Source organism: Streptomyces araujoniae (genome assembly GCF_050871195.1).
Taxonomy (GTDB): Bacteria; Actinomycetota; Actinomycetes; order Streptomycetales; family Streptomycetaceae; genus Streptomyces; species Streptomyces bacillaris.
The window spans coordinates 5,256,478-5,281,455 of record NZ_CP194070.1; the positions used below are offsets into that span (position 1 = coordinate 5,256,478).

At 71.7% G+C, this 24,978-nt stretch carries 19 protein-coding genes; 16 read left to right on the forward strand and 3 right to left on the reverse strand.

From position 1 onward, the window contains the following. The first annotated feature begins 75 nt into the window (after positions 1–75). The 9 genes from ACQ9ZG_RS22770 to ACQ9ZG_RS22810 all read left to right on the forward strand — a co-directional run bounded on the left by ACQ9ZG_RS22770 (position 76) and on the right by ACQ9ZG_RS22810 (position 10,138). Complete coding sequence (locus tag ACQ9ZG_RS22770; RefSeq protein WP_018490246.1) at positions 76–1,002, forward strand: ABC transporter permease; 927 nt, start codon at positions 76–78, stop codon at positions 1,000–1,002. Next, positions 995–1,957: an ABC transporter permease gene (locus ACQ9ZG_RS22775; protein WP_018490247.1), complete on the forward strand. Its 963-nt coding sequence runs from the start codon at positions 995–997 to the stop codon at positions 1,955–1,957. Before ACQ9ZG_RS22770 ends, ACQ9ZG_RS22775 begins: the two co-directional genes overlap by 8 nt. Positions 1,958–1,968: 11 nt before the next feature. After that, the gene (locus ACQ9ZG_RS22780) at positions 1,969–3,027 is read left to right on the forward strand and encodes an ABC transporter ATP-binding protein (RefSeq protein ID WP_028416211.1); all 1,059 of its coding nucleotides are present in this window, start codon (positions 1,969–1,971) and stop codon (positions 3,025–3,027) included. Further along, positions 3,020–4,162, forward strand: a complete 1,143-nt coding sequence (locus ACQ9ZG_RS22785) for an ABC transporter ATP-binding protein (protein ID WP_028416212.1) — start codon at positions 3,020–3,022, stop codon at positions 4,160–4,162. The genes ACQ9ZG_RS22780 and ACQ9ZG_RS22785 overlap by 8 nt, the downstream gene beginning before the upstream one ends. 188 nt (positions 4,163–4,350) lie before the next feature. Further along, positions 4,351–5,982: a peptide ABC transporter substrate-binding protein gene (locus tag ACQ9ZG_RS22790; protein ID WP_109916240.1), complete on the forward strand. Its 1,632-nt coding sequence runs from the start codon at positions 4,351–4,353 to the stop codon at positions 5,980–5,982. Positions 5,983–6,082: 100 nt separating this feature from the next. Further along, positions 6,083–7,006: an ABC transporter permease gene (locus ACQ9ZG_RS22795; protein ID WP_028416214.1), complete on the forward strand. Its 924-nt coding sequence runs from the start codon at positions 6,083–6,085 to the stop codon at positions 7,004–7,006. After that, positions 6,999–7,976, forward strand: coding sequence for an ABC transporter permease (locus ACQ9ZG_RS22800; protein WP_099220517.1), 978 nt, complete (start codon positions 6,999–7,001; stop codon positions 7,974–7,976). The genes ACQ9ZG_RS22795 and ACQ9ZG_RS22800 overlap by 8 nt, the downstream gene beginning before the upstream one ends. Before the next feature lie 13 nt (positions 7,977–7,989). Beyond that, positions 7,990–8,967, forward strand: coding sequence for an ABC transporter ATP-binding protein (locus tag ACQ9ZG_RS22805; protein ID WP_028416216.1), 978 nt, complete (start codon positions 7,990–7,992; stop codon positions 8,965–8,967). After that, positions 8,957–10,138 carry an ABC transporter ATP-binding protein gene (locus tag ACQ9ZG_RS22810; protein ID WP_109916241.1) on the forward strand — a complete coding sequence of 394 codons (1,182 nt, stop codon included), beginning with the start codon at positions 8,957–8,959 and terminating at the stop codon, positions 10,136–10,138. The genes ACQ9ZG_RS22805 and ACQ9ZG_RS22810 overlap by 11 nt, the downstream gene beginning before the upstream one ends. Before the next feature lie 794 nt (positions 10,139–10,932). Here ACQ9ZG_RS22810 and ACQ9ZG_RS22815 read toward each other — a convergent pair. Beyond that, positions 10,933–13,059, reverse strand: coding sequence for a S9 family peptidase (locus tag ACQ9ZG_RS22815; RefSeq protein WP_109916242.1), 2,127 nt, complete (start codon positions 13,057–13,059; stop codon positions 10,933–10,935). 161 nt (positions 13,060–13,220) lie between these two features. Between ACQ9ZG_RS22815 and ACQ9ZG_RS22820 the strand changes: the two genes are divergently transcribed. From ACQ9ZG_RS22820 to ACQ9ZG_RS22835, 4 genes are all read left to right on the forward strand, one after another. Further along, a complete protein-coding gene (locus ACQ9ZG_RS22820) occupies positions 13,221–13,415 on the forward strand; it encodes a hypothetical protein (protein ID WP_018490263.1) in 195 nt (64 codons plus the stop codon). Between the two features lie 128 nt (positions 13,416–13,543). Further along, complete coding sequence (mshB, locus tag ACQ9ZG_RS22825; RefSeq protein WP_109916243.1) at positions 13,544–14,605, forward strand: N-acetyl-1-D-myo-inositol-2-amino-2-deoxy-alpha-D-glucopyranoside deacetylase; 1,062 nt, start codon at positions 13,544–13,546, stop codon at positions 14,603–14,605. 158 nt (positions 14,606–14,763) lie between these two features. After that, positions 14,764–15,225 (forward strand): DUF6113 family protein, encoded by a 462-nt coding sequence (locus ACQ9ZG_RS22830; RefSeq protein ID WP_386698873.1) that lies wholly within the window; start codon positions 14,764–14,766, stop codon positions 15,223–15,225. Positions 15,226–15,400: 175 nt separating this feature from the next. Further along, positions 15,401–17,698, forward strand: coding sequence for a hypothetical protein (locus ACQ9ZG_RS22835; protein ID WP_499281177.1), 2,298 nt, complete (start codon positions 15,401–15,403; stop codon positions 17,696–17,698). Positions 17,699–17,920: 222 nt separating this feature from the next. Here the strand turns inward: ACQ9ZG_RS22835 and ACQ9ZG_RS22840 are convergent, their stop codons facing one another. Next, positions 17,921–19,732, reverse strand: a complete 1,812-nt coding sequence (locus ACQ9ZG_RS22840; RefSeq protein ID WP_109916821.1) for a pectate lyase-like domain-containing protein — start codon at positions 19,730–19,732, stop codon at positions 17,921–17,923. A gap of 264 nt (positions 19,733–19,996) precedes the next feature. Between ACQ9ZG_RS22840 and ACQ9ZG_RS22845 the strand changes: the two genes are divergently transcribed. Further along, a complete protein-coding gene (locus ACQ9ZG_RS22845) occupies positions 19,997–20,524 on the forward strand; it encodes a DUF4265 domain-containing protein (protein ID WP_181398338.1) in 528 nt (175 codons plus the stop codon). Between the two features lie 248 nt (positions 20,525–20,772). On the opposite strand, the gene ACQ9ZG_RS22850 is transcribed toward ACQ9ZG_RS22845, so the two are convergent. Next, on the reverse strand, positions 20,773–21,345 hold the full coding sequence (locus ACQ9ZG_RS22850; RefSeq protein WP_050451250.1) for a sugar O-acetyltransferase: 573 nt from the start codon (positions 21,343–21,345) through the stop codon (positions 20,773–20,775). A 638-nt stretch (positions 21,346–21,983) separates the two neighbouring features. Between ACQ9ZG_RS22850 and lanKC the strand changes: the two genes are divergently transcribed. Together lanKC and ACQ9ZG_RS22860 are read left to right on the forward strand one after the other, a co-directional pair. Further along, positions 21,984–24,746, forward strand: a complete 2,763-nt coding sequence (gene lanKC / locus ACQ9ZG_RS22855; RefSeq protein ID WP_499281178.1) for a class III lanthionine synthetase LanKC — start codon at positions 21,984–21,986, stop codon at positions 24,744–24,746. Between the two features lie 69 nt (positions 24,747–24,815). Beyond that, positions 24,816–24,947 (forward strand): SapB/AmfS family lanthipeptide, encoded by a 132-nt coding sequence (locus ACQ9ZG_RS22860; protein ID WP_015611153.1) that lies wholly within the window; start codon positions 24,816–24,818, stop codon positions 24,945–24,947. The last annotated feature ends 31 nt before the right edge of the window (positions 24,948–24,978 follow it).

The window sequence follows — 24,978 nt, forward strand, 5'->3', positions numbered from 1 at the left end:
AGTAGTCAAAAATTAGGGCCTGACGACGGGGGGCGGACCCACATCCGCCCCCCGTCGTTCCCACGAGGAGGAACCATGGGCCGCTACGTCGCAAGACGGCTGCTCCAGATGCTCCCGGTCATCATCGGGACCACCTTTCTGGTCTTCGCTCTCGTCACCGCCATGGGCGGTGACCCGGTACAGAACCTGTACGGAGAGCGTCCTGTTCCGGAAAGCATCAGAGTTGCGCTGACCGCGCAGTACCACTTGGACGACCCCCTGCCGATCCGCTACGGCTACTACCTCGCGGGTCTGGTCCAGGGTGATTTCGGGACGAGCCTCAGTGGCTCCCGTCCCATCAGCGAGATGATCGCCGACGCGTGGCCGGAGACCCTCCGCATCGCCGGTATCGCCTTCGTCTTCGAAACGATCATCGGTGTCGCCGCCGGTGTGATGGCGGGCATGCGGCGCGGAAAGTTCCTGGACAACCTCGTCCTGCTCTCCACGCTGACGGTCATCGCCATCCCGATCTTCGTCCTCGGGCAGGTCAGCCAGATCTTCCTGGGCGTCAAGGCAGGCATCTTCCCCGTCTCGGGGACCAACGAAGGTTTCGTCAGCTACCTTCTGCCCGGCCTTGTCCTCGGTTCCGTCTCGCTCGCCTACATCGCACGCCTCGCGAGAGCCTCCGTTGCGGAGAACCTGCGGATGGACTACGTGCGTACGGCCAAGGCGAAGGGCCTCTCCCCGTCCCGGATCACCGGGATCCACGTCCTGAGGAACTCGCTGATCCCCGTGGTCACCTACCTCGGCGCGGACCTCGGAACGCTCATGGGCGGGGCCATCGTCACCGAGCGGATCTTCAACATCCCCGGTGTCGGCTACAACCTCTTCAAGGCGATCCAGATCGAGGACGGACCGGCGCTCGTCGGTTTCGTGACCCTCCTCGTCATCGTCTACGTGGTGATGGCGCTCGTCGTGGACCTGCTCTATGCCGTGCTTGACCCGAGGATTCGCTATGCCTGACGCAACCAAGACTTCCGCAGCCCCGGAGTCCGCCGAGGAGGCCAAGGCCGCATCGGCGGCGGGCACCAAGGCCCCTGCGAAGGAGCTGGCCAAGCCGCGCAGCCTTCTCCAGGACGCCATCCGCGACCTGGTGCGCCGGCCGCTCTTCCTGATCCCCTCGGGCATCATCCTGGTGCTCGTCGCGATGGCCGCCTTCCCGTCGCTGTTCGCCAGCGCCGACCCGCAACTGTGCGAACTGGGCCGCTCGTTGCAGAAGCCCAGCGCCGACGCCTGGTTCGGTTACGACGCCCGTGGCTGCGACGTCTACGCCCGTACGATCTACGGCACCCGGACCTCGATCACCGTCGGTGTCCTCGCCACCGTGGGCTCGGCCCTCATCGCCCTGGTCTTCGGCCTCGTCGCCGGGTTCTACGGCAAGTGGATCGACGCGATCATCTCGCGCGGCATCGACATCGTGATGGGCATTCCCTTCCTCGTCGGCGCCATCGTCATCCTCAACAGCTTCCGTGACGACGACGGGTTCCGCATCGGCGGCATCTGGGGCGTGCTCACCGCGCTCACCGTGCTCGGCTGGATGAGCATGGCCCGTATCATGCGCTCCACCGCCATGCAGACCAAGCAGTCCGACTACGTCACCGCTGCCCGGTCGCTCGGCGCCTCCACCGGCCGGCTGATGTTCCGCCACGTGCTGCCGAACGCCCTGACCCCGCTGATCGTGCTGGCGACCATCTCGCTCGGTGTGATCATCTCGGCCGAGGCGACGCTGAGCTTCCTCGGTGTCGGTATCCAGGAGCCGACCATCTCCTGGGGCGTCATGATCAACCAGTCGCTGGGGCGCATCCGCGAGTCGCTCCACCCGCTGCTCTTCCCGGCCGGCTTCGTCAGCATCACCGTGCTGGCGTTCATCATGCTCGGCGACGCGGTGCGCGACGCCCTCGACCCCAAGCTGCGCTGAGGGAGGCGTACGTGACTACGATCGAAAAAACCGCGAACGTCCCCGCTCCCCGCAGCGACGACGGACACCAGGGCCCGCTGCTCGAAGTGCGGGACCTGCACGTCGAGTTCCACACCCGCGAGGGTGTCGCCAAGGCGGTCAACGGGGTCAACTACACCGTCGACGCCGGCGAGACGCTGGCCGTGCTCGGTGAGTCCGGCTCCGGCAAGTCCGTGACCGCCCAGGCGATCATGGGCATCCTGGACATGCCTCCGGGCCGTATCCCGCAGGGAGAGATCCTCTTCCGCGGCCAGGACATGCTCACCATGTCCGAGGAGGAGCGCCGCAAGATCCGTGGCCGCCGTGTCGCGATGATCTTCCAGGACGCGCTCTCCTCGCTGAACCCGGTCCTGACCGTCGGCTACCAGCTCGGCGAGATGTTCCGGGTCCACCTGGGCATGTCCAAGAAGGAAGCCAGGGTCAAGGCCATCGAGCTGATGGACCGGGTCCGCATCCCGGCGGCGAAGGAGCGGGTCGACGACTACCCGCACCAGTTCTCCGGCGGTATGCGCCAGCGCATCATGATCGCCATGGCGCTGGCCCTGGAGCCCGACCTGATCATCGCGGACGAGCCGACCACCGCGCTCGACGTGACCGTCCAGGCCCAGGTCATGGACCTGCTCGCGGAGCTGCAGCGCGAGTTCAACATGGGGCTCATCCTGATCACCCACGACCTCGGCGTGGTCGCCGACGTCGCGGACAAGATCGCCGTGATGTACGCGGGCCGGATCGTCGAGACCGCCCCGGTGCACGAGCTCTACAGCCGCCCGTCGCACCCCTACACGCGCGGTCTGCTCGACTCGATCCCGCGGCTGGACCAGAAGGGCCAGGAGCTCTACGCGATCAAGGGCCTGCCGCCCAACCTGACGCGTATCCCGTCGGGTTGCGCGTTCAACCCCCGCTGCCCCAAGGCGCAGGACATCTGCCGTACGGAGATCCCGGCGCTGCACCCGGTCACCGAGCGGGACGGCACCGACCTGCCGGGCCGCGGAAGCGCGTGCCACTTCTGGAAGGAGACGATCCATGGCTGAGCTCGACAAGGAGTCCGTGGACGCCACCCCTAACGTCACCGAGGTGGAGACGGTCGCCGTCACCACCGAAGAGGAGGCCGTCGCCGCCATCGAGGCGCCGGTCGAGCGGGGCGAGCCGATCCTCCAGGTGCGCAACCTGGTCAAGCACTTCCCGCTGACCCAGGGCATCCTCTTCAAGAAGCAGATCGGCGCGGTCAAGGCCGTGGACGGGATCTCCTTCGACCTCTACCAGGGCGAGACGCTCGGCATCGTGGGCGAGTCCGGCTGTGGCAAGTCCACCGTCGCCAAGCTGCTCATGATGCTGGAGAAGGCGACCGCGGGCGAGGTCTTCTACAAGGGCCAGGACATCACCAAGCTGTCCGGCCGCGCCCTCAAGGCCGTGCGCCGGAACATCCAGATGGTGTTCCAGGACCCGTACACCTCGCTGAACCCGCGCATGACGGTCGGCGACATCATCGGGGAGCCCTTCGAGATCCACCCCGAGGTGGCTCCCAAGGGCGACCGCCGGCGCAAGGTCCAGGAGCTGCTGGACGTCGTCGGCCTCAACCCGGAGTACATCAACCGCTATCCGCACCAGTTCTCCGGCGGTCAGCGCCAGCGCATCGGCATCGCCCGCGGCCTCGCGCTCAACCCGGAGATCATCATCTGCGACGAGCCGGTCTCCGCGCTCGACGTGTCGGTGCAGGCGCAGGTCATCAACCTGATGGAGAAGCTCCAGGACGAGTTCAACCTCTCCTACCTCTTCATCGCGCACGACCTGTCCATCGTCCGGCACATCTCGGACCGGGTCGGCGTCATGTACCTCGGCAAGATGGCCGAGATCGGTACGGACGCGGAGATCTACGACCACCCGACGCACCCGTACACCCAGGCGCTGCTCTCCGCGGTGCCGGTGCCGGACCCCTCCGCCCGTGAGGGCCGCGAGCGGATCATCCTCACCGGTGACGTTCCGTCACCGGCGAACCCGCCCTCGGGCTGCCGCTTCCGCACCCGGTGCTGGAAGGCGGAGGAGCGCTGCGCCACGGAGATGCCGCTGCTGGCGATCCCCGAGCGGTTCGTCGCGGCGGGCGGCCCGGCCGCGCACGAGTCGGCGTGCCACTTCGCGGAGGAGAAGGACGTCGTCCACGCGGCGTGACCGAACCCGGTAGCAGTACGCCGGATGCCCGGCCCCCTCCGAGGGGGCCGGGCATCCGTGCGTCGGGGGCCGGGAGGGCGGTGCGTCCGGCCGGGCCCGTGCCCGTACGGGGTAAGCCCGCATGCGATACGTGGCGGTATGGGGTGATATGAGGCATTGAGCTACTCGATGACTCTAGGAGGCACTTCATGCGCGGAGCCACACGGACCCGGTGGGCCGCCTGTGCGGTGGCGGTCGCCCTGGCAGCGACGGCCTGCGGCGGCGGGGGCGACGACAGCGGCGGCAGCGGCGCCGACGGCATCGTCAGCTCCTCCTGGGGCGACCCGCAGAACCCGCTGGAGCCCGCCAACACCAACGAGGTGCAGGGCGGCAAGGTCCTCGACATGGTCTTCCGGGGACTCGTCCGGTACGACCCCAAGACCGGCGAGGCACAGAACATGCTCGCCGAGTCCATCGACTCCGACGACGCCCAGAACTTCACGATCAAGCTCAAGGACGGCTGGACCTTCTCCAACGGCGAGAAGGTGACCGCCAAGTCCTTCGTGGACGCCTGGAACTACGGCGCGGCACTGAAGAACAACCAGAAGAACGCCTACTTCTTCCAGTACATCGAGGGCTACGACCAGGTCCACCCCGAGTCCGGCACCGCCTCCGCCGAGACCCTCTCCGGCCTCAAGGTGGTCGACGACCTGACGTTCACCGCCAAGCTCAGCCAGAAGTTCTCCCTCTGGCCCGACACCCTCGGCTACTCGGCCTTCGTGCCGCTGCCCAAGGCGTTCTACGACGACCACGACGCCTGGCTCTCCAAGCCGATCGGCAACGGCCCGTACACCGTCGAGTCGTACGCCAAGGGCTCCTCGATGAACCTGCGCCGCTGGGACGACTACCCGGGCGACGACAAGGCGAAGAACGGTGGCGTCGACCTCAAGGTCTTCACCGACAACAACACCGCCTACACCTCGCTGACCTCGGGCAACCTCGACCTGGTCGACGACGTGCCCGCCTCCCAGCTCCGCAACGTCGAGCAGGACCTCGGCGACCGGTACATCAACACCCCCGCCGGCATCATCCAGACGCTCGCCTTCCCGTTCTACGACAAGGAATGGGACACCGACGGCGCCCGCAAGGTCCGGCAGGGCCTCTCCATGGCGATCAACCGGAAGCAGATCACCGACCAGATCTTCCAGAAGACCCGCACCCCCGCCACCGACTGGACCTCCCCGGTCCTCGGCGAGGACGGCGGCTTCAAGGAAGGGCTGTGCGGCAAGGAGTGCGAGTACAACAAGGCCGAGGCCAAGAAGCTGATCGACGAGGGCGGCGGCATCCCCGGCGGCCAGCTGAAGATCTCGTACAACGCCGACACCGGCTCCCACAAGGAGTGGGTCGACGCCGTCTGCAACAGCATCAACAACGTCATGGGCAACAACCAGGCCTGTGTCGGCGGCGCGATCGGCACCTTCGCGGACTTCCGCAGCCAGGTCTCCACCCAGAAGCTGACGGGCCCCTGGCGCGCGGGCTGGCAGATGGACTACCCGCTGATCCAGAACTTCCTGCAGCCGCTCTACTACACCAACGCCTCGTCCAACGACGGCAAGTGGACCAACAAGGAGTTCGACGACCTGGTCGACCAGGCGAACGCCGAGACGGACAAGGCGAAGGCGATCACCACCTTCCAGGACGCCGAGAAGGTGCTCGTCGAGCAGATGCCGGCCATCCCGCTCTGGTACCAGAACGGCAGCGCGGGCTACTCGGACCGGGTCGACAACGTCGAGCTGAACCCGTTCAGCGTGCCGGTCTACACGGAGATCACCGTCAAGTGACCCGCACCGGCGTCAGCTGACACCCGGTGGCCGGGGCGCCCGACGCGCGCCCCGGCCACCCGCCCATCCGGCCTGTCCGCCCCGACCCCCGGAGCCCCTCATGGGACGTTATGTGATCCGGCGGCTGCTGCAGATGATCCCCGTCTTCTTCGGCACCACGCTGCTGATCTTCCTCATGGTGAACGTGATGGGCGACCCCATCGCGGGCCTCTGCGGCGACCGCCAGTGCGATCCGGCCACCGCCGCCCAGCTGCGCTCCGAGTTCGGCCTCGACAAGCCGGTCTGGCAGCAATACCTCACCTACATGGGGAACCTCTTCACCGGCGACTTCGGCACCGCGTTCAACGGGCAGAAGGTCACCGAGCTGATGGCCACCGCCTTCCCCATCACCATCCGGCTCACCATCGTCGCGATCGTCTTCGAGATCGTCATCGGCATCAGCCTCGGCGTGGTCACGGGGCTGCGCCGCGGCCGCCCCGTCGACACCACGGTCCTCATCCTCACCCTGATCGTCATCGCCGTCCCCACCTTCGTCACCGGCCTGCTGCTCCAGCTCCTCCTGGGCGTCAAGTGGGGCATCATCAAGCCCTCGGTCTCCCCGGACCCCACCTTCGACGAGCTGCTCGTCCCCGGTCTCGTCCTCGCCTCGGTCTCGCTCGCCTACGTCACCCGGCTCACCCGGACCTCGATCGCCGAGAACGCCCGCGCCGACTACGTACGCACCGCCGTCGCCAAGGGGCTGCCCCGGCGCCGGGTCGTCGTACGGCACCTGCTGCGCAACTCGCTGATCCCCGTCGTCACCTTCATCGGCACGGACGTGGGCGCCCTGATGGGCGGGGCCATCGTCACCGAGCGGATCTTCAACATCCACGGCGTCGGCTACCAGCTCTACCAGGGCATCCTGCGGCAGAACTCGCAGACCGTCGTCGGGTTCGTCACCATCCTGGTGCTCGTCTTCCTGGCCGCCAACCTCATCGTCGACCTCCTGTACGCCGTACTCGACCCGAGGATCCGCTATGCCTGAGCCGCAGACCCCGGACGAAGCGATCTCCCAGGCGGGCGCCGGCGGCGCGACGGACCTCGCCATGGCCGAGGGCACCACCCTGGAGAAGACCCCGGGCGGCCCCGACGGCACCGGTCCCGCCGGGAAGCCGCGCAGCCTCTGGTCGGACGCCTGGCGCGACCTGCGGCGCAACCCGGTCTTCATCATCTCCTCGCTGGTCATCCTCTTCCTGGTGGTCATCTCGATCTGGCCCTCGCTCATCGCGAGCGGCGACCCTCTCCAGGCCAACCTGGACGACGCCCAGAAGGGCTCCGAACCCGGCCACCCCTTCGGCTTCGACCCCCAGGGCCGCGACGTCTACACCCGGGTCGTCTACGGCACCCGCACCTCGGTCACCGTCGGCGTCTGCGCCACCCTCGGCGTCGCCCTCCTCGGCTCCCTGCTCGGCGGACTCGCGGGCTTCTTCGGCGGCTGGTGGGACTCGATCCTCTCCCGCCTCACCGACGTCTTCTTCGGCATCCCCGTCGTCCTCGGCGGCCTGGTCTTCCTCTCCGTCGTCACCAGCTCCACCGTCTGGCCCGTCGTCGGCTTCATCATCCTGCTCGGCTGGCCGCAGATCGCCCGTATCGCCCGCGGCTCGGTGATCACCGCCAAACAGAACGACTACGTCCAGGCGGCCCGCGCGCTCGGCGCCTCCAACTCCCGGATGCTGCTGCGCCACATCACCCCGAACGCCATCGCGCCCGTCATCGTCGTGGCGACCATCGCGCTCGGCACGTACATCTCGCTGGAGGCGACCCTGTCCTTCCTCGGCGTCGGCCTGAAGGACCCGGCCGTCTCCTGGGGCATCGACATCTCCGCCGCCGCCAACTACATCCGCAACGCCCCGCACATGCTGCTCTGGCCCGCCGGGGCGCTGGCGATCACCGTGCTCGCCTTCATCATGCTCGGCGACGCGGTGCGCGACGCCCTCGACCCCAAGCTGCGCTGAGGAGCCGGTTGCCATGTTGCTCGAAGTGCGCGATCTGCACGTGGAGTTCCACACCCGCGAAGGCGTCGCCAAGGCCGTCAACGGGGTCAACTATTCGGTGGCCGAGGGCGAGACGCTCGCCGTCCTCGGGGAGTCCGGCTCCGGCAAGTCCGTCACCGCCCAGGCGGTCATGGGCATCCTCGACATGCCCCCCGGGAAGATCGCCGGCGGCGAGATCCTCTTCAAGGGCCAGGACCTGCTGAAGCTCAAGCCCGAGGAGCGGCGCAAGATCCGCGGCCAGGAGATGGCCATGATCTTCCAGGACGCGCTCTCCTCCCTGAACCCGGTCCTCACCGTGGGCGAACAGCTCGGCGAGATGTACGTCGTCCACCGCGGGATGTCCCGCAAGGACGCCAGGGCCAAGGCCGTGGAGCTGATGGACCGGGTGCGCATCCCGGCGGCGAAGGAGCGGGTCGGCCAGTACCCGCACCAGTTCTCCGGCGGTATGCGCCAGCGCATCATGATCGCCATGGCGCTGGCCCTGGAACCGTCCCTGATCATCGCGGACGAGCCCACCACCGCGCTCGACGTGACCGTCCAGGCCCAGGTCATGGACCTGCTCGCGGAGCTGCAGCGCGAGCTGAACATGGGGCTCATCCTCATCACCCACGACCTGGGCGTCGTCGCGGACGTGGCCGACAAGATCGCCGTGATGTACGCGGGCCGGATCGTCGAGACCGCCCCCGTCCACGAGATCTACAAGGCGCCCGCCCACCCGTACACCAAGGGCCTCCTCCAGTCGATCCCGCGCCTGGACCAGAAGGGCCGCGAGCTGTACGCGATCAAGGGCCTGCCGCCCAACCTGCTGCACATCCCGCCCGGCTGCGCGTTCAACCCCCGCTGCCCGATGGCGAGGGACGTGTGCCGCACCGATGTGCCGCCGCTCTACGAGGTGGACGAGCAGCGCCGGAGCGCCTGCCACTTCTGGAAGGAGACGCTCGATGGACGCTGACCGCGAGGCACGCGAAGGGGGTTCGACGCTGCTCTCCAAGGCGGGGGAGAGCCGCAGACCGTACGTCGAGGGCGAGCCGATCCTCGAAGTGCGGGACCTCGCCAAGCACTACCCGCTGACGCAGGGCGTCCTCTTCAAGAAGCAGGTCGGCGCGGTCCGGGCCGTCGACGGCGTCGACTTCGACCTCCACGCGGGCGAGACCCTCGGCATCGTCGGGGAGTCCGGCTGCGGCAAGTCCACGGTCGCGCGGATGCTGGTCCACCTGGAGAAGCCCACCGCCGGGGCCATCCGCTACAAGGGCGAGGACATCTCCAAGCTCTCCGGCCGCGCCCTCAAGGCCGTACGCCGCAACATCCAGATGGTGTTCCAGGACCCGTACACCTCGCTGAACCCGCGCATGACGGTCGGTGACATCATCGGGGAGCCGTACGAGATCCACCCCGAGGTCGCCCCCAAGGGCAGCCGGCGCCGGAAGGTGCAGGACCTGCTGGACGTGGTCGGGCTCAACCCGGAGTACATCAACCGCTATCCGCACCAGTTCTCCGGCGGTCAGCGCCAGCGCATCGGCATCGCCCGCGGCCTCGCGCTCAACCCGGAGATCATCGTCGCCGACGAACCGGTCTCCGCGCTCGACGTCTCCGTCCAGGCCCAGGTCGTCAACCTGCTGGACCGGCTCCAGGCGGAGTTCAGCCTCAGCTTCGTCTTCATCGCCCACGACCTCTCCATCGTCCGGCACATCTCCGACCGGGTCGGGGTCATGTACCTCGGCCGGATCGTCGAGATCGGCTCCGACGCGGAGATCTACGACCACCCCACCCACCCGTACACCCAGGCGCTGCTCTCCGCCGTCCCCGTACCGGACCCGGAGGCGCGCGCCCACCGGGAGCGGATCATCCTCCACGGCGATGTGCCCTCGCCCGCCAACGTGCCCTCGGGGTGCCGCTTCCGCACCCGCTGCTGGAAGGCGCAGGAGCGGTGCGAGCTGGAGGTGCCGCTGCTGGCGGTCCCGGCGGAGTTCCGGCTGGTGGACAGCCCGGCCCGGCACGACTCGGCGTGCCACTTCGCGGAGGAGAAGCGGGTGGTGCCGCCGGAGGGGGAGCTGGGGACGGCGGGACGTCCGGCGGAGGAACTGCGCGAGCCGGACGCCGGGGAAGGGCCCCCGGAGCCCTGAGGCGGCGGCGGGGCTGAGGCCGGGGGTGACCGTTGAGTAGGGTGCCCAGTGACTCAGGCGTCCCGCGTCGAGGGCGTCCAGACCCAGGACGGCACCTCCACGGCGGCCGTCGCTGGAGGGGACGGGCACCCTGCGGGCGCTGCGCCACACGGACGGCGGCTGGCCGGCCTACACGCAGGACGCGGTGTCGCCGGTGGACCGGACGACCGGCAAGGAACGGACGTTCGGCCTACCGGGGGCGTACGTCGCCGGCTGACGGCCCCGCGCGGACGAACGGGCCCGCCCCCTGTCGCAGGGGGCGGGCCCGTTCATGTGTCCCGCGGTGGCAGGTGGTCAGCTCCCGGTGCCGCAGTGCCGGCCGGCCTCGATGTCCTGCACGGCCGGGCCGAGCGCGGCGAGGACGGCCTACACGCGGTCAGGGCGGCGGCGAGGCGCAGCGGCCCACGGATGTTCCTGGTCATGGGATTCCCCCGTACGGGTGGTCTTTCGGTCGGTACGGAAACCTAGCTCCCACCTGCGCGCCGACAGCGGAGGCACCGCCTCCACGGGCTGTGAGCTGTCTGACACCGGAGACCGGCGGACGCCGGGAGAACCGGTCGGGCGGCCGGGGAACCCGTGGGGGATTCGTTAACAGGCAGGCAACTCCGCCGACGTCACACCGATATACGGACGTTCCAAGCTGAACGGCGTACGGCCGTGCGGGTGCCGTGGGCCGGCCGGGGCGTCGTCGTGTCGCTCCGGCCGGTCGGCCCCGCCCCCGACGGCCTTCCGCCGCGAGGCCGCCACGACGGTCCTCAGCCGCGGGACAGCCCCAACGACCGCTTGAGGAAGTCCACCTGGAGCAGCAGCAGGTTCTCCGCCACCTGCTCCTGGGGCGTCATATGGGTCACCCCGCTCAGCGGCAGCACCTCGTGCGGCCGTCCGGCCGCCAGCAGCGCCGAGGAGAGCCGCAGCGCGTGCGCGACCACCACGTTGTCGTCCGCGAGCCCGTGGACGATCATCATGGGCCGCACCTGCTCGGCCGCGTGCGCGAGCCCGTCGTCGGTCATCAGGGCGTTGTACGCGTACACCTCGGGCTGCGCGCCCGGGTCCCCGAGATAGCGCTCGGTGTAATGGGTGTCGTAGAGCCGCCAGTCGGTCACCGGGGCGCCCACCACGGCCGCGTGGAAGACGTCGGGGCGGCGCAGCACCGCCAGACCGGAGAGGTAACCCCCGTACGACCAGCCGCGGATGGCGACCCGGTCCAGATCCAGTGGGAACCGCCCGGCCAGGGCGTGCAGGGCCTCGACCTGGTCGTCCAGGGTGAGGACGAAGTCGTCCCGAACGGCCTTCTCCCAGGCGGGCGAGCGGCCCGGGGCGCCGCGCCCGTCCGCCACGATCACCGCGAAACCCTGGTCCGCGAACCACTGCGAGGTGAGGTGCGCGTTGTGGGCGGCGACCACGCGGCGGCCGTGCGGCCCACCGTACGGATCCATCAGGACCGGAAGGGGACCGTCCGACTCCTGGTACCCCGACGGAAGCAGCACGGCGCACGGAATCCGCCGTGCGCCCCCCTCGGTCAGCGTCACGTGTGCCGAGAGCACCGGCTCCTGCGCGAAGCTCGCGATCCGGACCAGCCGCTTGCCGTCCCGGACGACCCAGGCGGCCGATCCGGGCGTGTCCGGGGTGGCCGAAACCAGTACGGTCAGCTCGCCCGAGCGGACGGCCGAGTGCACACCCACCCCCTCGGAAATCCGCTCGATTCCCAGCTCGTTGACCCGGTACACATGGCTCTCCCCGGTCTCCGGAGCCACCGCCTCCTCGCCCGCCACGGCGGAGACCAGGATGTCCGACTCCCCGATGTCCAGCACCGCCTGGATGTGCAACTGGGCCCCGGTCAGCGGCCGGTCACCGACCGCCAGCACCCGCGCCCCGCCCTCGTCCGCGATCCGTACGAGCCGCCCGTCCGGCGCCCACGCGGGCACCCCGCCGAACAGATCCAGCCAGACCGGGTCCTCGTCCACATGGACGATCCGCGTCTCACCGGACTCCGGGTCCACCGCCAGATACCGCTGACTGCGCTGGTCGCGGGCCTGCACCAGGAGGAGCGGGGCGCCCGCGGCGGACCAGTGCACCTGGGCCAGGTACGGGAACGCCGCCCGGTCCCAGACCACCTCCGTACGGGCCCCCTCCAGGTCCATCACGAAGAGCCGCACCTCGGCGTTGGGCGTCCCCGCCGCCGGATAGGCCACCTCGGCCGGCTGCCGCTCCGGGTGCGCGGGATCCGCGATGAACCACCGCTGTACGGCGCTGTCGTCGGCCCGCGCGACCAGCAGCCGGTCCGACTCCGGCGACCACCAGAAGCCCCGGAAGCGGTGCATCTCCTCGGCCGCCACGAACTCGGCCAGACCGTAGGTGACATGGGCCTCCTCGGGCTCGGCCAGCGCCCTGTCGCCCTCGCCCCCCGCGTCCACGACCCGCAGCGCGCCCTTGGAGACGTACGCGATCCGGCGGCCGTCGGGGGAGGGGCGCGGGTCCAGCACCGGTCCCGGCACCGGCAGTGCCCGCGCGGTCCCGGCCCGCAACTCGGCCACGTACACCTTCCCGGAGAGCGCGAAGGCGGCCAACTCGGCCGCCGCGTCCACCGCGTAGGAGACGATCCCGGCCGACCCCTCCCGGGTCCGTTCGCGCCGGGCCCGCTCCTGGGCCGACAGCCGCTCCGCCGAACCGCCCAGCAGCGCCTCGGGATCCGCGACCAGCCGCTCCTGCCCGGAGGCCGGGTCCAGCACCCAGAGGCGGTTGGTGCGGTCGGTGCCCGAGGTGGAGCGCAGGAAGATCACCCGCGTCTCATCCGGTGAGACGGTGAAGGCTCTCGGTGCGCCGAGAGTGAACCGCTGGGTCCGTGCGTGCTGGCGGGGAAAGGACGGCTTCGGTGAGGTCATGGCCTCGAACCTAGCTCCGCGCAGCGGTTCGTGCGCCCCTCGTGCTGCTGTGCCCCGATCAATGCGTTGGCACGGATAGTTATGATCCGTAGCGCTCGGTGGGTAAGAACCCGTCGACCCGTGTATCCCCGTCCCGACCGTACTGATGGAGGTGAACCGCCGTGGCGCTCTCGATTTCGGCGGTGGTGCTGCTGGCGATCATCGTCTTCCTGCTGATCCGGAAATCCGGACTGAAGGGCGGACACGCGGTGATCTGCATGCTGCTGGGGTTCTACATCGCCAGTTCGTCCGTCGCGCCGACCATCTCGGACCTGACGTCGAACGTGGCGGGGATGATCGGGAGTATCAAGTTCTGACCGTCCGCATCCGTCCGTATCCGCCTTCCGACCGCGTGTACCCGCATTCCGCCCGGGTACGCCCGCGCTGACGCCGTCGGCGGGGAGCGGGGGGCACCGGGGCCCGCCGGGCTCGTAGGGTGGTCCCCATGAAGGACCTCCCCGCCCGCCGTCTGCTGCTGGTGCACGCGCATCCGGACGACGAGTCGATCAACAACGGCGCCACCATGGCCAGGTACGCGGCCGAGGGCGCCCACGTCACGCTGGTGACGTGCACGCTGGGCGAGGAGGGCGAGGTCATCCCGCCCGCCCTCGCCCATCTCGCCGCCGACCGCGACGACACCCTCGGTCCGTACCGGGTGGGTGAGCTGGCCGCGGCGATGAAGGAACTGGGCGTCACCGACCACCGGTTCCTCGGCGGGCCGGGCCGGTTCCGGGACTCCGGGATGATGGGCACCGAGCAGAACGAGCGCCCCGGCGCCTTCTGGGCCACCCCCGTGGACGAGGCCGCCGCCCCGCTCGTGGAGATCATCCGGGAGGTGCGCCCCCAGGTCCTGGTCACCTACGACCCCGACGGCGGCTACGGCCACCCCGACCACATCCAGGCCCACCGGGTCGCCATGCGCGCCACCGGGCTGGCCGCCGACCCGGCGTACGGCACCGGCGCCCCGCACACCGTCGCCAAGGTCTACTGGAACCGTGCGGAGCGGCCGGTGGTGGAGGCTGCCTTCGCGCACCTCCGCGCGACGGCCCCCGACGCCTTCCCGGGCATCGCGGCGGTCGACGACGTCCCCGGGGTGGTCGACGGCGACGGGATCACGGCCGAGATCGACGGATCGGCGTACGCCGGGGCGAAGGCGGCGGCGATGCGCGCCCATGCGACCCAGATCGCGCTGGCCGACGAGGGCCCCTTCTTCGCCCTCTCCAACGACCTGGGCCAGCCGCTCCTGACGACCGAGTACTACCAACTGGTCCGGGGCGTCCCGGCGGCCGGGACCGGGGCGCGCGAGGACGACCTGTTCGCGGGGGTGACGGAGGCGGAGACCGCGACCGCGCCGGAGCCCGGGACGGGTGCCGATGCCGTACGGGGTGTGGCGCCGGGGGCGGAGGCCGGGGCCGATGCCGTACGGGGCCCGGCGTCGGGTTCCGCTTCGGGCGGCGGGCCGGATTCCGTATCGGGTCCGGCCTCCGGATCGGGGGCGGGCGCATGAGCGGGCGGAACGGCAAGGGCGGGCGGAGCGGCGGGGGACCGGGCCGCGACCGTGATCGCGCCCGTGCGGCGGGCGGCGACGCACCGGCCTCCGGCGCGACCCGCTCCGAAGCGGCGCGCTCCGGAGCGACGGACAGCGGCAACGCCCCGCGCTCCGGAGTGCCCGGCAGCGGCGAGGCGGCCTCGCGCACCGGCACCCCGCGTACGGGCACGCCGTCCCAGGTCCCCGCGGGCGTCGGCTTCACCGGCCGCCCGAACCCGGCCCGGATCGCTGCCTACTTCGGGCTCGCGGTGCTCGGCGCACTCGTGGCGCTGGCCGGGACGCTGCTCCAAGCCGCCTGGTTCCCGGGCGGGTTGATCATCGCCCTGGCGGGTTCGGCGGGCCTCTTCTACGGCGGCCGCATCCTGACCGGCACCCAGATCGGCGCGCTCGCGCCCGCCGTCGGCTGGTTCGTCACGGTGTTCCTGCTGCTGTCGGGCCGGCCGGAAGGCGACTACGTCTTCGGCGACGAACTCGGCCTGGCGCTCTTCATGCTCGGCGGAACGGCCGTGGCTGTGATGTGTGCCACGACCTCCAAGGTGCCGCAATCAGCCACTCCTCGTGGCCGGTCCGGTATCTGAAGTGCTAAGTCCGCGCCCGGAATGCCCCCCACAGGTGTGATGCCGACGTGGAGGTTTCCCCCGGTCGCGGAGTGTCCTGCGGCGGCGGCCAGTATGGTGGTGCGCGCGCCGAGCCGTCCCCTGGCCTGCGGCATGGGGGAAGTACGGGCGGCGGAGCCAATCGGGAGAACCTGCTTTGAGTCGTGAAACTGACAGTTCGTCCTCCGGGCCCCAGGGGCGCGGTGGAGCCGCGTACCCGTCGGGTACGCCGCCGTACGGATCCCGCCAGTATTCGTCGGCGGCCGGCTCGGACGAGTCCCCGGAATCCGTCGATCCGCCCCGGCCCGAAGAGCCGAAGACCGAGACGACGCTGACGACGCGCATCCGGATCAACATCCCCGGGTCGCGCCCCATCCCGCCGGTCGTGATGCGGACGCCGATGGCCGAGAGCGACCTCGCCACCGGCCGCCCCGACGCGGAGCGCACGGGCTCGACCCCGCGCCCCGGCACACCGCCGGCCGCGCCGTCGGGTCTGACGGGCGGTGCCGCGGCGGCCTCGTCCGCGGCCCAGGCACGGGACGCCCGTGGCGCCGGGGACGGCGGCGGTTCCGCCGATCCCTCCGCCTCGCCGGCCTCCGGCCCCGCCGCCGCGGAGGAAGGGGCCAAGGCGAAGACCGGGAGCGACTGGTTCGCCCCGCGCAAGAGCCCGGCCCCGGCGCCCGCACCGGCCTCCGGTTCAGCGGGCATGCCCGGTTCCGGTTCCACCGGCGCGGGCCCGCTCGGCTCCGGCGGCCCGGGCGCCCCCGGCGCGTCCGGCCCCGACGGTGGCACCCGGCCGCGTCCCGACCTGCCGTACTTCTCCGACGCCGACCCGCGCCCCGGCGGCGGACCCGGCTCGCCCGGTTCCGGCATCCCCGGCCCGGACACACCCGGCTCGGGCATCCCGGGCCTGGGCGCGTCCGGCCCGGGCGTCCCCGCCAGCGCCCTGGACGGCTACAGCGCCGAGGCCCCCGGCGGCGGTCCCCGCTCCACGACCGACCCCGGTGTCCACGCGCACGGCCCGGGCCGGCCCGGTGGGCCCGGACCGGCCGGCCCCACGACGGGCCCGGTCACCGGCACCTCGTCCCTCACGCCCGACCTGGACGGCATCCCGGGACTCGGCGGCCCGGGCCCGATGGTCCCGGGCGCCCCCGGCGGCGTACCGCCCCGGCTCTCCGACGACACCGCGATCCTGACGCCGCAGTCCCCGGCGCCCGACACGGGCCCCGGCGGCCATGTCTCGGGCGACACGCTGACGAGCGGCATCCCCGTGGTGCCCAGCGAGCCGCGCTCGACGTTCCCGGGCGGGCCGGACGGCCCCGGCGGCGCGTTCCCGGGCGGGCCGGGGTCGGGCGGAGGCCCCTTCCCCGGGGGTCCGGGCGGCTCCGGCAGCCCCTTCCCGGGCGGCAACGACCCGTTCGCGGACGGTCCCGACGGCCCGGGCGCGCCCAAGACGCCCCGCCCCGCCGCCGCGCGCCCGGCGCCGACGCCCGCACCCCCCGCCAGGAAGGGCCGCTCCAAGCTGGTCCTCCTCGGGGTGGCCGCGGTCGTGCTGCTCGGTATCGCCTACGGCGCCGGACTCCTCCTGAACCACTCCGAGGTCCCCAAGGGCACCACGGTGCTCGGGGTCGACATCGGCGGCGGCACGAAGGAGGAGGCGGTCGTCAAGCTGGACGCCGCTCTCGGCGAGCGCTCCCGGGCCCCGCTGTCGCTCTCCGTGGACGGCAAGGAGGAGAAGCTGGACCCGGAGAAGGCCGGTCTCACCCTGGACAGCCAGGAGACCGTGCGCGGAGCCGCGGGCAGCGACTACAACCCGGTCTCGGTGATCGGCTCGCTCTTCGGCGGGGCGCGCACCGCGGACCCGGTGATCCCGGTCGACGAGGAGAAGCTCGGCGTCGCCCTGAACGACCTGGCGGGCACCGCCGGTTCGTCCCAGGACGGCACGATCCGGTTCGAGCCGAACAAGGCGATCGCGGTCCCGGGCAAGCCCGGCAAGACCCTGGACGTCGGCCAGTCGCTGATCTCCGTCCGTGACGCCTACCGCGCGCAGGTCCAGACCGGCCGCCCCAAGGTGGTCGAACTCCCCGTCGCCACCCGGGAACCCACCATCACCCAGGCCGAACTGACCCGGGCGATGAAGGAGTTCGCGGAGCCCGCGATGTCCGACCTGATCACCATCAAGGCGGGCCCGAAGCAGATCCAGTTCGGCCCGGCGAGGTCGCTGCCGCAGATCCTCTCCATGAAGGCCGTCGACGGCCGCCTGGTCGACGTCTACGACAAGAAGGCGATCACCACCCTGCTGGACGGCGTCTTCGACGGCATCACCGCCGTCAAGGCCGACGGCAAGCAGCACCCGGTCGGCGCGGACGACGTGGCCCAGGCGATGAAGACCGCCCTCACCGGCAAGACCCCGGCGGAGCGCACGGTCACCATCGACCTCACCGGCGAGGGCTGACCCCCGCCCGTACGAGCCCACCAGACGGCCCCCACCCGGACCCCCGGGGCGGGGGCCGTCCCCGTTCCTTCCGCCCCGACAGGCCGACCGGTCCCCGCCCGTCGTGTCGGGGAAGGGAGGGCGGAGCGGGCGTACGTGAGGGCCCGGACGCGGTGGAGCGGGGACCGGCGCCCCTCGGCAAGCCGGTCCCCGCTCCCGTACGACTCCCCTCGGCGGTCGGCGCTAGGGGAAGTTCACCACCTGGGACGGGACGGTCTCCGTGCCCGAGGTCGGGGCGCCGATGTCGTTGATCACGTGCTCGAACTGGCCGTTGCCGCCCAGGGACACCACGATCAGGTGGTGGAACTTCACCCCGGGCTTCACCGGGGCCTTGAAGCCGTGCTCCTGGACGATGGTCGGGTCGACGTTGTAGTAGCAGTAGCTGCCCATGCCCCAGCCCTCGTGCTGCTCGACGGAGTCGTCGACCCGGTAGGCGGCGTACCCCTTGGTGTCGCCGTTCTGGATCGCCTCCTGGTTCGGGGCGTCGTAGGCCTTCTCGTTCTGGAAGAAGATGGTGCGGCCGCGTTCGCCGTACCACTCGACGTCGTACTTGTTGAAGTGCTCGACGAAGAGTCCGGTGGCCAGGACGTCGTCGCCGTTGACGCGGACGCCGTAGTCGGCCCGGTTGGTCTCCCAGCCCCAGCCCTCGCCGTGGTCCGCCCGCCACACCCAGGTGTGGTCGATGATCACGTCGTCGCTGTTGACGACGATGCTGGTGGTCGCCTTGCCGGGGCCCGCGCCGCCGATCCGTACGAACACGTCCTGGAGCGAGGTCGGGTTGGCCGCGTGGTCGGCCGAGGCACCCTGCGGGCCGACCTCGATCAGCGTCTCCGAGTTCACCGGACCCGCGTCGACCAGCAGCCCCGCGAGCTTCACACCGTCCACGTCACCGACCTTGATCGCGGTCACCCCGTTGTCCGGGATGATCGTCGCGAGGCCGATGCCGAGGGCCACCGTGTCCGGGCGGTCGATGGTGATCGTCTCGTCCACGTGGTAGACGCCGGGAGTGAAGAGCAGGTGCAGGCCCTGCTCCACGGCCGCGTTGATGGTGGCCGCGTCCGCCCCCTCCTTCACGACGTAGAACTGATCCAGCGGGATCGACTCGCCGGGCGGGGTGCCGTCGGCCCAGGAGACACCGCGTGCGTTCTCGCGCTTCTGCGGGACGAAGACCTTGTAGTCGTCACCGTCGAGGTAGAGGAACGGTTTCTCCCGGGAGATCGGCGTCGTGTCGAGCGTGGTGTACGGCGGCTCGGGGAAGCTGTTGGCCGGGGCGCCCTCGACGCCCGAGAAGGTCATGTTCCAGACGCCGTTGGTCCAGCCGCCGACGGAGCTGTCGCGGGTGTACCACTGCTGCTGCGAGTACGGTCCCACCTCGCCGTCGATCTTGCTGTCCGCGATGTAGCCGCCGCTGGCCCAGCCGTAGCCGTCGGGCGCCAGGTTCAGCCCGCCCTTGACGTGCATCCGGCGGAAGGGCGCGGCCTGGGAGACCGCCCACCGGTTGGTGCCGTTCACCGGGTTGAGGGTGAGGTTCTCGGCCGAACGCCAGAAGTTCTGGGTGGCGTTGCCGTCGAACCAGCCCGCGTCGACCGTGACATCGCCGTTGAACGTGGTGTCGTTCGGGTGCAGTCCGAGCCCGGCGATCGAGGTGTAGAACCCGATCTGCGCGTTGATGTCGTCGTACGTGCCCGGCTTGAACAGCAGCGCGTGGCGGTCCAGGCCGAACTGCGCCGACTCCTGCTTCCTGAAGATCTCGTCGACCTTGCCCTGGATGCCGGGCGTCGACGGGTCGAAGACATGGACGTTCGGGCCGAGGTCACCGCCGCCCGGCACGGCCTGGATCTCCTGGCCGTCCCTGGCCTCCTCGCCGAACGCCGTCTGGGCGGTGGGGACGGCCATGAGGAGCGACACGGCGAGCGCGGCGAAGCCGAGGGCCCTGGACCGGCGGCGCCTGCGGGGAGTGGCGCCGGAGTGGGGTGCTGTGGGGGGAACAGGCATGAAGGTACGTCTCCTGGGTCGTGGTTGCGTGTGCACGACGGACGGGCGGGAGAGCGCCCGTGGGGAGAGGTGAGAGAGCGCTCTCTCGTTACGGTGATGTTTCCCCGATGGGCCTGTACGCGTCAAGAGTTGTGCGCCGGGTTCATGGGCGGCCGGGGTGTTCGTCGACTTCGTGAAGCGACGGCCCGTCCGCGGGCGGTGATCGTCGCTGCCCGCCCGGGGCCCGGACGCGCGGGGGTGCGGCGTACGGGGGACCATGGGGCCATGAGTTCGCCCGACGCCGGTGCGCCGCGCCCGGCCCGTGCTGAGCCCCCGCCCCCGGGCGTCGGCCGACGGATCAAGGTCTGGTTCCGCTTCGTCCCGCGTGAGGACTGGCTGCCGTACGACACCGAGGGGTTGTGGGCGACCCGGCTGAGCGCCGACACCGCCCGCGTCGACAACGTGCCGTTCCTCCAGGACGGGGTGGCCGAGGGCGAGACCGTACGGTTCACGACCGACGCGGACGGGGTGCACTGGGCCACCGGGCGGGTGGCCGACTCCGGCAACTGCACCGTCCGCGTGCTGCCCGTGCCGGACGGCCCCCTCGGGCGGGACGCCCGCGCCGTGCACGAGCGGTTCTCCCCGTTCGGGCTGGGCGGCGAGGTGTTCAGCGCGGACTTTCCGCTGGTGGCGCTCACGGTGCCGGGCGGTGCGGACTTCCGGGCGATCAAGGCGCTGCTCGTCCGGGGGCAGGACGAGGGGTGGTGGCACTTCGAGGTCGGGTGCGCCACGGAGGCCTGGCGGAGGGCGTAGGGGTACGGGGGCGGCTTCAGGGGGACGTGAGCGGCGGGGCGGGCCGGGTGGCGTGGGGGTAGGCGGCGCGGCGGGTCCGGTGCGTGGGTCGGGGGCACGGGGTGCGCCGACGCCGGGACGGCCGCCGAGGGGCGGTGGTGCCCGGGGCGGCCGTCGAGGCGCGGTGGTTGCGCGGGGCGGCCGGGCGCCGGCCCCGGGGCGCGCCGGGCCGGGCCCGGTCCCGGCCCGGCGGGGCCGCGCCCGGAAGGTCAGGCCGTAGGGGCCGGAGCCTTCCCGTCCCCCTCCTCCCCGATCTTCCGGATCACCCGGGCCGGGTTGCCCACCGCCACCACGTTCGCCGGCAGGTCCTTCGTGACCACCGCCCCCGCGCCGACCACCGTGTTCTCCCCGATGCTCACCCCCGGGCAGACGATCACCCCGCCGCCCAGCCACACGTTGTCCCCGATCGTGATCGGTTCCGCCGCCTCCCACTTGGCCCGGCGCGGCTCCGGGTCGATCGGGTGGGTCGGGGTGAGGAGCTGGACGTTCGGGCCGATCTGGACGTCGGCGCCGATCGTGATGCGGGCGACGTCCAGGAACACCGCCCCGAAGTTCACGAACGTACGCGGGCCGACCGTGATCTGGTGGCCGTAGTCCACCCGCAGCGGCGGGCGGATCTCGGCGCCCTCGCCCAGCTCGCCCAGCAGCTCGGCCAGCGCCGCGCGGCGGGCCTCGGGGTCGGCGGCCGAGGTGGCGTTGAAGCGCTCGGTCAGAAGCGCCGAGCGCAGCGCGTCCGCCGCGATCTCCGGGTCGTCGGCGAGGTAGAGCTCGCCCGCGAGCATGGCCTCCCGCTGGCTGCGCGGCGCGCTCCGCGCGGCACCCTCGGCCCCGGGGCTCCCGGTCGCGGCGTGCTCGGCGGAGTCGGGGGTGTTCTGGCTGGTCACGAGGTCGTCGTCTCCTTCGTCTCCTGCTCATCCCGCGTACGGGATGATCCGTCCCCGTGCAGTCTGCCCGCCGGGTCCGTCCCCTGTCCCGGGGGATTCGGCCCCGGGGGATTCGGCCCCGAGGGATTCGGCTCGGAGGGATCCGGCCCCGAGTGTTCCCGTCCGGAGCGTCCCCGTCCCGAAGTCCGCTGTCCCGAAGTCCGCTGTTCCGAAGTCCGTTGTTCCGAGGGTCCTCCCGCCCGCAGCCCCGGTGCCAGGGCCAAGGTCGGGGTCCGCCGGACGCGGGGCTGGTGCGCCGCCGCCGGGACGGACGGTCCGTGCTCTGTTTCCGGACGGCGGCGGGGGACGGGCTGGTGCGCGCGGCGGGCTGAATGCGCCCGGCGCGCGCCCCGGGCCGTAGCTGGGAAGTCACCGGTGGGCGATGCGCTCCGCATGGATCGCGCGCATGTATGAGTCGTGACATCGGTGACTATTGGTGACGCTCATCGTTATGACAATTTCTCTCTCGCCACGCAACGCCGAGCGAAGGGAATGTCGTGAATCCGGAGTACGCCGCGTACTGCCAGGCGGACCGCCGCTTCTACGACGCACCCCACCGTTCCCTCGAAGCGGGCGCCGAGGAGCGGGCGTTCTACGCTCCCGTCCGCGGCGGGGCCCCCGAGGGGTGGACCCGCTCCCGGCGCGGTGACTGGCTCTCCTTCAGCCCGGACGGGCTGCGGCTGCCGGCCCAGGGGTGGAAGCTCCACATAGCGGCCGCCGCCGACAACGCGGAATCGGTGCTGGAGCGGGTCGCGGCCCACTGTCTGGCCCGCCGGCTGCCCTTCAAGTGCATACCGTCCCCCGCCCTGCTGGCCCTGCGGAACTCCAAGTACGCGGACCGGGCGGGCAGCGGCAAGTTCATCACCGTGTACCCGCACTCCGAGGAGACGTTCCCCGAGGTGTGCGCCGCGCTGATGGAGCTGCTGGAGGGCGAGCACGGCCCGTACATCCTGAGCGACCTGCGGTGCGGCGACGGGCCCGTGCACACGCGGTACGGGGCGTTCGCCGCCCGCTTCTGCACGGGCCCCGACGGGCGGCCCGTCCCCGCCGTGGCCGATCCGCAGGGGCGGCTGGTCCCCGACGACCGGGGCCCGGCCTTCCGGGTGCCCGCCTGGGTGACCCCGCCCGACTTCCTGCGCCCGCACCTGGAGGCCCGCGCCGCCGTCGGCCTCGGCGATCTTCCGTACACCGTCGAGAAGGCGCTGCACTTCTCCAACGGTGGCGGGGTCTACCTCGGCCGCGACAGCCGCACCGGCGAGCAGGTCGTCCTCAAGGAGGCCCGCCCGTACGCCGGGCTCGCCGCCGACGGGGCCGACGCCGTCGCCCGGCTGGAGCGGGAGCGCACCGCGCTGGAGCGGCTGGCGGGGCTGGAGTGCGTACCGGCCGTGCGCGACGCGTTCGAGGTCGGCGGCCACCACTTCCTCGTCCTCCAGTATCTGCCGGGCACCACCCTCAACACCGTCTTCGCCCGCCGCTTCCCGCTCGCCCGGCAGAACCCGGCCCCCGAGCTGCTCGCCGGACATGTGGCGTGGGCGGAGGAGGTGTACGGGAAGGTCGAGCGCGCCGTCGAGGCCGTCCACGCCCGGGGCATCGTCATCAGCGATCTGCACATGAGCAACGTCATGGTCGACGAGGAGTCCGGGCGGATCGCCCTGCTCGACTTCGAGGCCGCCTCCCCGGCCGCCGACCGCCGCCGCCAGATCGTCGCCAACCCGGCCTTCGTGGCCCCGCCCGACCGGCGCGGCACCGACATCGACCGGTACGCGCTCGCCTGCCTCCGGCTCGCGCTCTATCTGCCGCTCACCACGCTCTTCGGCATCGACCGCATGAAGGCGGCGGGCCTCGCCCGGGAGATCGCCCGCGTCTTCCCGGTGGGGGAGGAGCGGCTGCGGCCGGCGGTCGAGGAGATCCAGCGCGGGGCGGAGGCAGCCGGGACGGACACGGGCGCCTCCTCCCGTAGGGACCCCGCCTCCCCTGCCGATCTCGCCTCCCGTACGGACGCGAGCACCGGTACGGGCACAGGCACAGGCGCAGGTACGGCGCCGGGGGCCGACGCCTCCCGGACGCTCCCGCCCGACCCCGGCGACTGGCCGGAGAGCCGTGCCGCGATGGCCCGGGCCATCGCCGCCTCCTGTACGCCCGACCGCGACGACCGATGTTTCCCGGGCGACATCGCCCAGTTCGCCACCGCGACCGGCGGCCAGTCCTTCGCGTACGGCGCCGCGGGCGTGCTCTACGCCCTGCACGAGACCGGCGCCCCGCGCTGCGAGCCGGCCGAGGAGTGGCTGGTGCGGCAGGCCAAGGACCCGGCCTCCGGCTCCCCGCTCGGCTTCTACGACGGGCTCACCGGCATCGCCTGGACGCTGAACCGGATCGGCCGCACCGCCGAGGCCGCCGACCTCGTCCGGATCGTCCTGGACCAGCCGCTGGAGGGCCTGGCACCCGGACTCCACAGCGGGTACGCCGGTATCGGCCTCGCCCTCGACGACCTGGCCCGCACCGCCCCCGCCACCGAGGCCCCGGCGCTCGCCGCGGCCGCCGGGCGCTGCACCGCCCTCGCCGTACGCGCCCTGGTGGACGGCCCGCCGTCCCCGCGCACCGGCCTCCTGCACGGCGCGACCGGAGTCGCCCTGCTGCTGATCCGCCGGTACGCCACCACCGGGGACCCCGCCCTGCTCGACGTGGCCGCCGCCGCCCTCCGGCGCGACCTCGACCGGTGCCGGGCCGGCGACGACGGCGAACTCCTCGTCGTCGAGGGCAAGCGGCTGATGCCCTACCTCGGAGCGGGCAGCGCCGGGATAGCGGCCGTCATCGACGCCTACCTCGCCCACCGCCCCGGCGACGCGGAGCTGGAGGCGGCGGGCCGGGCCCTGCTCCCGGCCGCGCTCTCCGCCTTCTACGTCCAGCCCGGACTGCTGCGCGGCTCGGCCGGACTCCTCATGCACCTGGCGGCCACACCTCTGTGCGGCGCGGAGACCCGGGAGCGGGCCGTCCGGCTCCACACCCGCCTGCTCGCCGGTCACGCCCTCGCCTACGGAGGCGGACTCGCCTTCCCCGGTGAGCAGTTGATGCGGCTGTCGATGGACCTGGCCACCGGGACCGCCGGCTGCCTGCTCGCCCTGGGCGCCGCCCTCGGGACCGCCCCGGGCGCCCCACCGGGCCCGGCCACCACGCTTCCCTTCCTCGCCGCCACCGCTCCACCGGTGGCGCGACCCGGCCGCGCGAGCGGCCCCACCGACCGGCTCCTTCAGGGGCCGTAGCACCACCACCGCTCAACACACAGCCGGAGCAACGGGTTCCGGTTACCGTCCCAGAAAGGAAACACCATCATGGCGCTTCTGGACCTTCAGGCGATGGAGACCCCGGCCGAGGAGTCCTTCGGTGAGCTCGCCACGGGCAGCCAGGTCTCGCTGCTGGTCTGCGAGTACAGCTCGCTGAGCGTGGTCCTCTGCACCCCGTGACGCCTCGCCGCCCGGGCCGCCGGTGATCCCA

Excerpts from the sequence above, each read along its gene's own strand:
- ACQ9ZG_RS22770 (WP_018490246.1), top strand. The coding sequence starts at position 76 with ATGGGCCGCTACGTCGCAAGACGGCTGCTCCAGATGCTCCCGGTCATC.
- ACQ9ZG_RS22775 (WP_018490247.1), top strand. The coding sequence starts at position 995 with ATGCCTGACGCAACCAAGACTTCCGCAGCCCCGGAGTCCGCCGAGGAG.
- ACQ9ZG_RS22785 (WP_028416212.1), top strand. The coding sequence starts at position 3,020 with ATGGCTGAGCTCGACAAGGAGTCCGTGGACGCCACCCCTAACGTCACC.
- ACQ9ZG_RS22790 (WP_109916240.1), top strand. The coding sequence starts at position 4,351 with ATGCGCGGAGCCACACGGACCCGGTGGGCCGCCTGTGCGGTGGCGGTC.
- ACQ9ZG_RS22795 (WP_028416214.1), top strand. The coding sequence starts at position 6,083 with ATGGGACGTTATGTGATCCGGCGGCTGCTGCAGATGATCCCCGTCTTC.
- ACQ9ZG_RS22800 (WP_099220517.1), top strand. The coding sequence starts at position 6,999 with ATGCCTGAGCCGCAGACCCCGGACGAAGCGATCTCCCAGGCGGGCGCC.
- ACQ9ZG_RS22805 (WP_028416216.1), top strand. The coding sequence starts at position 7,990 with ATGTTGCTCGAAGTGCGCGATCTGCACGTGGAGTTCCACACCCGCGAA.
- ACQ9ZG_RS22810 (WP_109916241.1), top strand. The coding sequence starts at position 8,957 with ATGGACGCTGACCGCGAGGCACGCGAAGGGGGTTCGACGCTGCTCTCC.
- ACQ9ZG_RS22815 (WP_109916242.1), bottom strand. The coding sequence starts at position 13,059 with ATGACCTCACCGAAGCCGTCCTTTCCCCGCCAGCACGCACGGACCCAG.
- mshB (WP_109916243.1), top strand. The coding sequence starts at position 13,544 with ATGAAGGACCTCCCCGCCCGCCGTCTGCTGCTGGTGCACGCGCATCCG.
- ACQ9ZG_RS22840 (WP_109916821.1), bottom strand. The coding sequence starts at position 19,732 with ATGCCTGTTCCCCCCACAGCACCCCACTCCGGCGCCACTCCCCGCAGG.
- ACQ9ZG_RS22845 (WP_181398338.1), top strand. The coding sequence starts at position 19,997 with ATGAGTTCGCCCGACGCCGGTGCGCCGCGCCCGGCCCGTGCTGAGCCC.
- ACQ9ZG_RS22850 (WP_050451250.1), bottom strand. The coding sequence starts at position 21,345 with ATGCTCGCGGGCGAGCTCTACCTCGCCGACGACCCGGAGATCGCGGCG.
- ACQ9ZG_RS22860 (WP_015611153.1), top strand. The coding sequence starts at position 24,816 with ATGGCGCTTCTGGACCTTCAGGCGATGGAGACCCCGGCCGAGGAGTCC.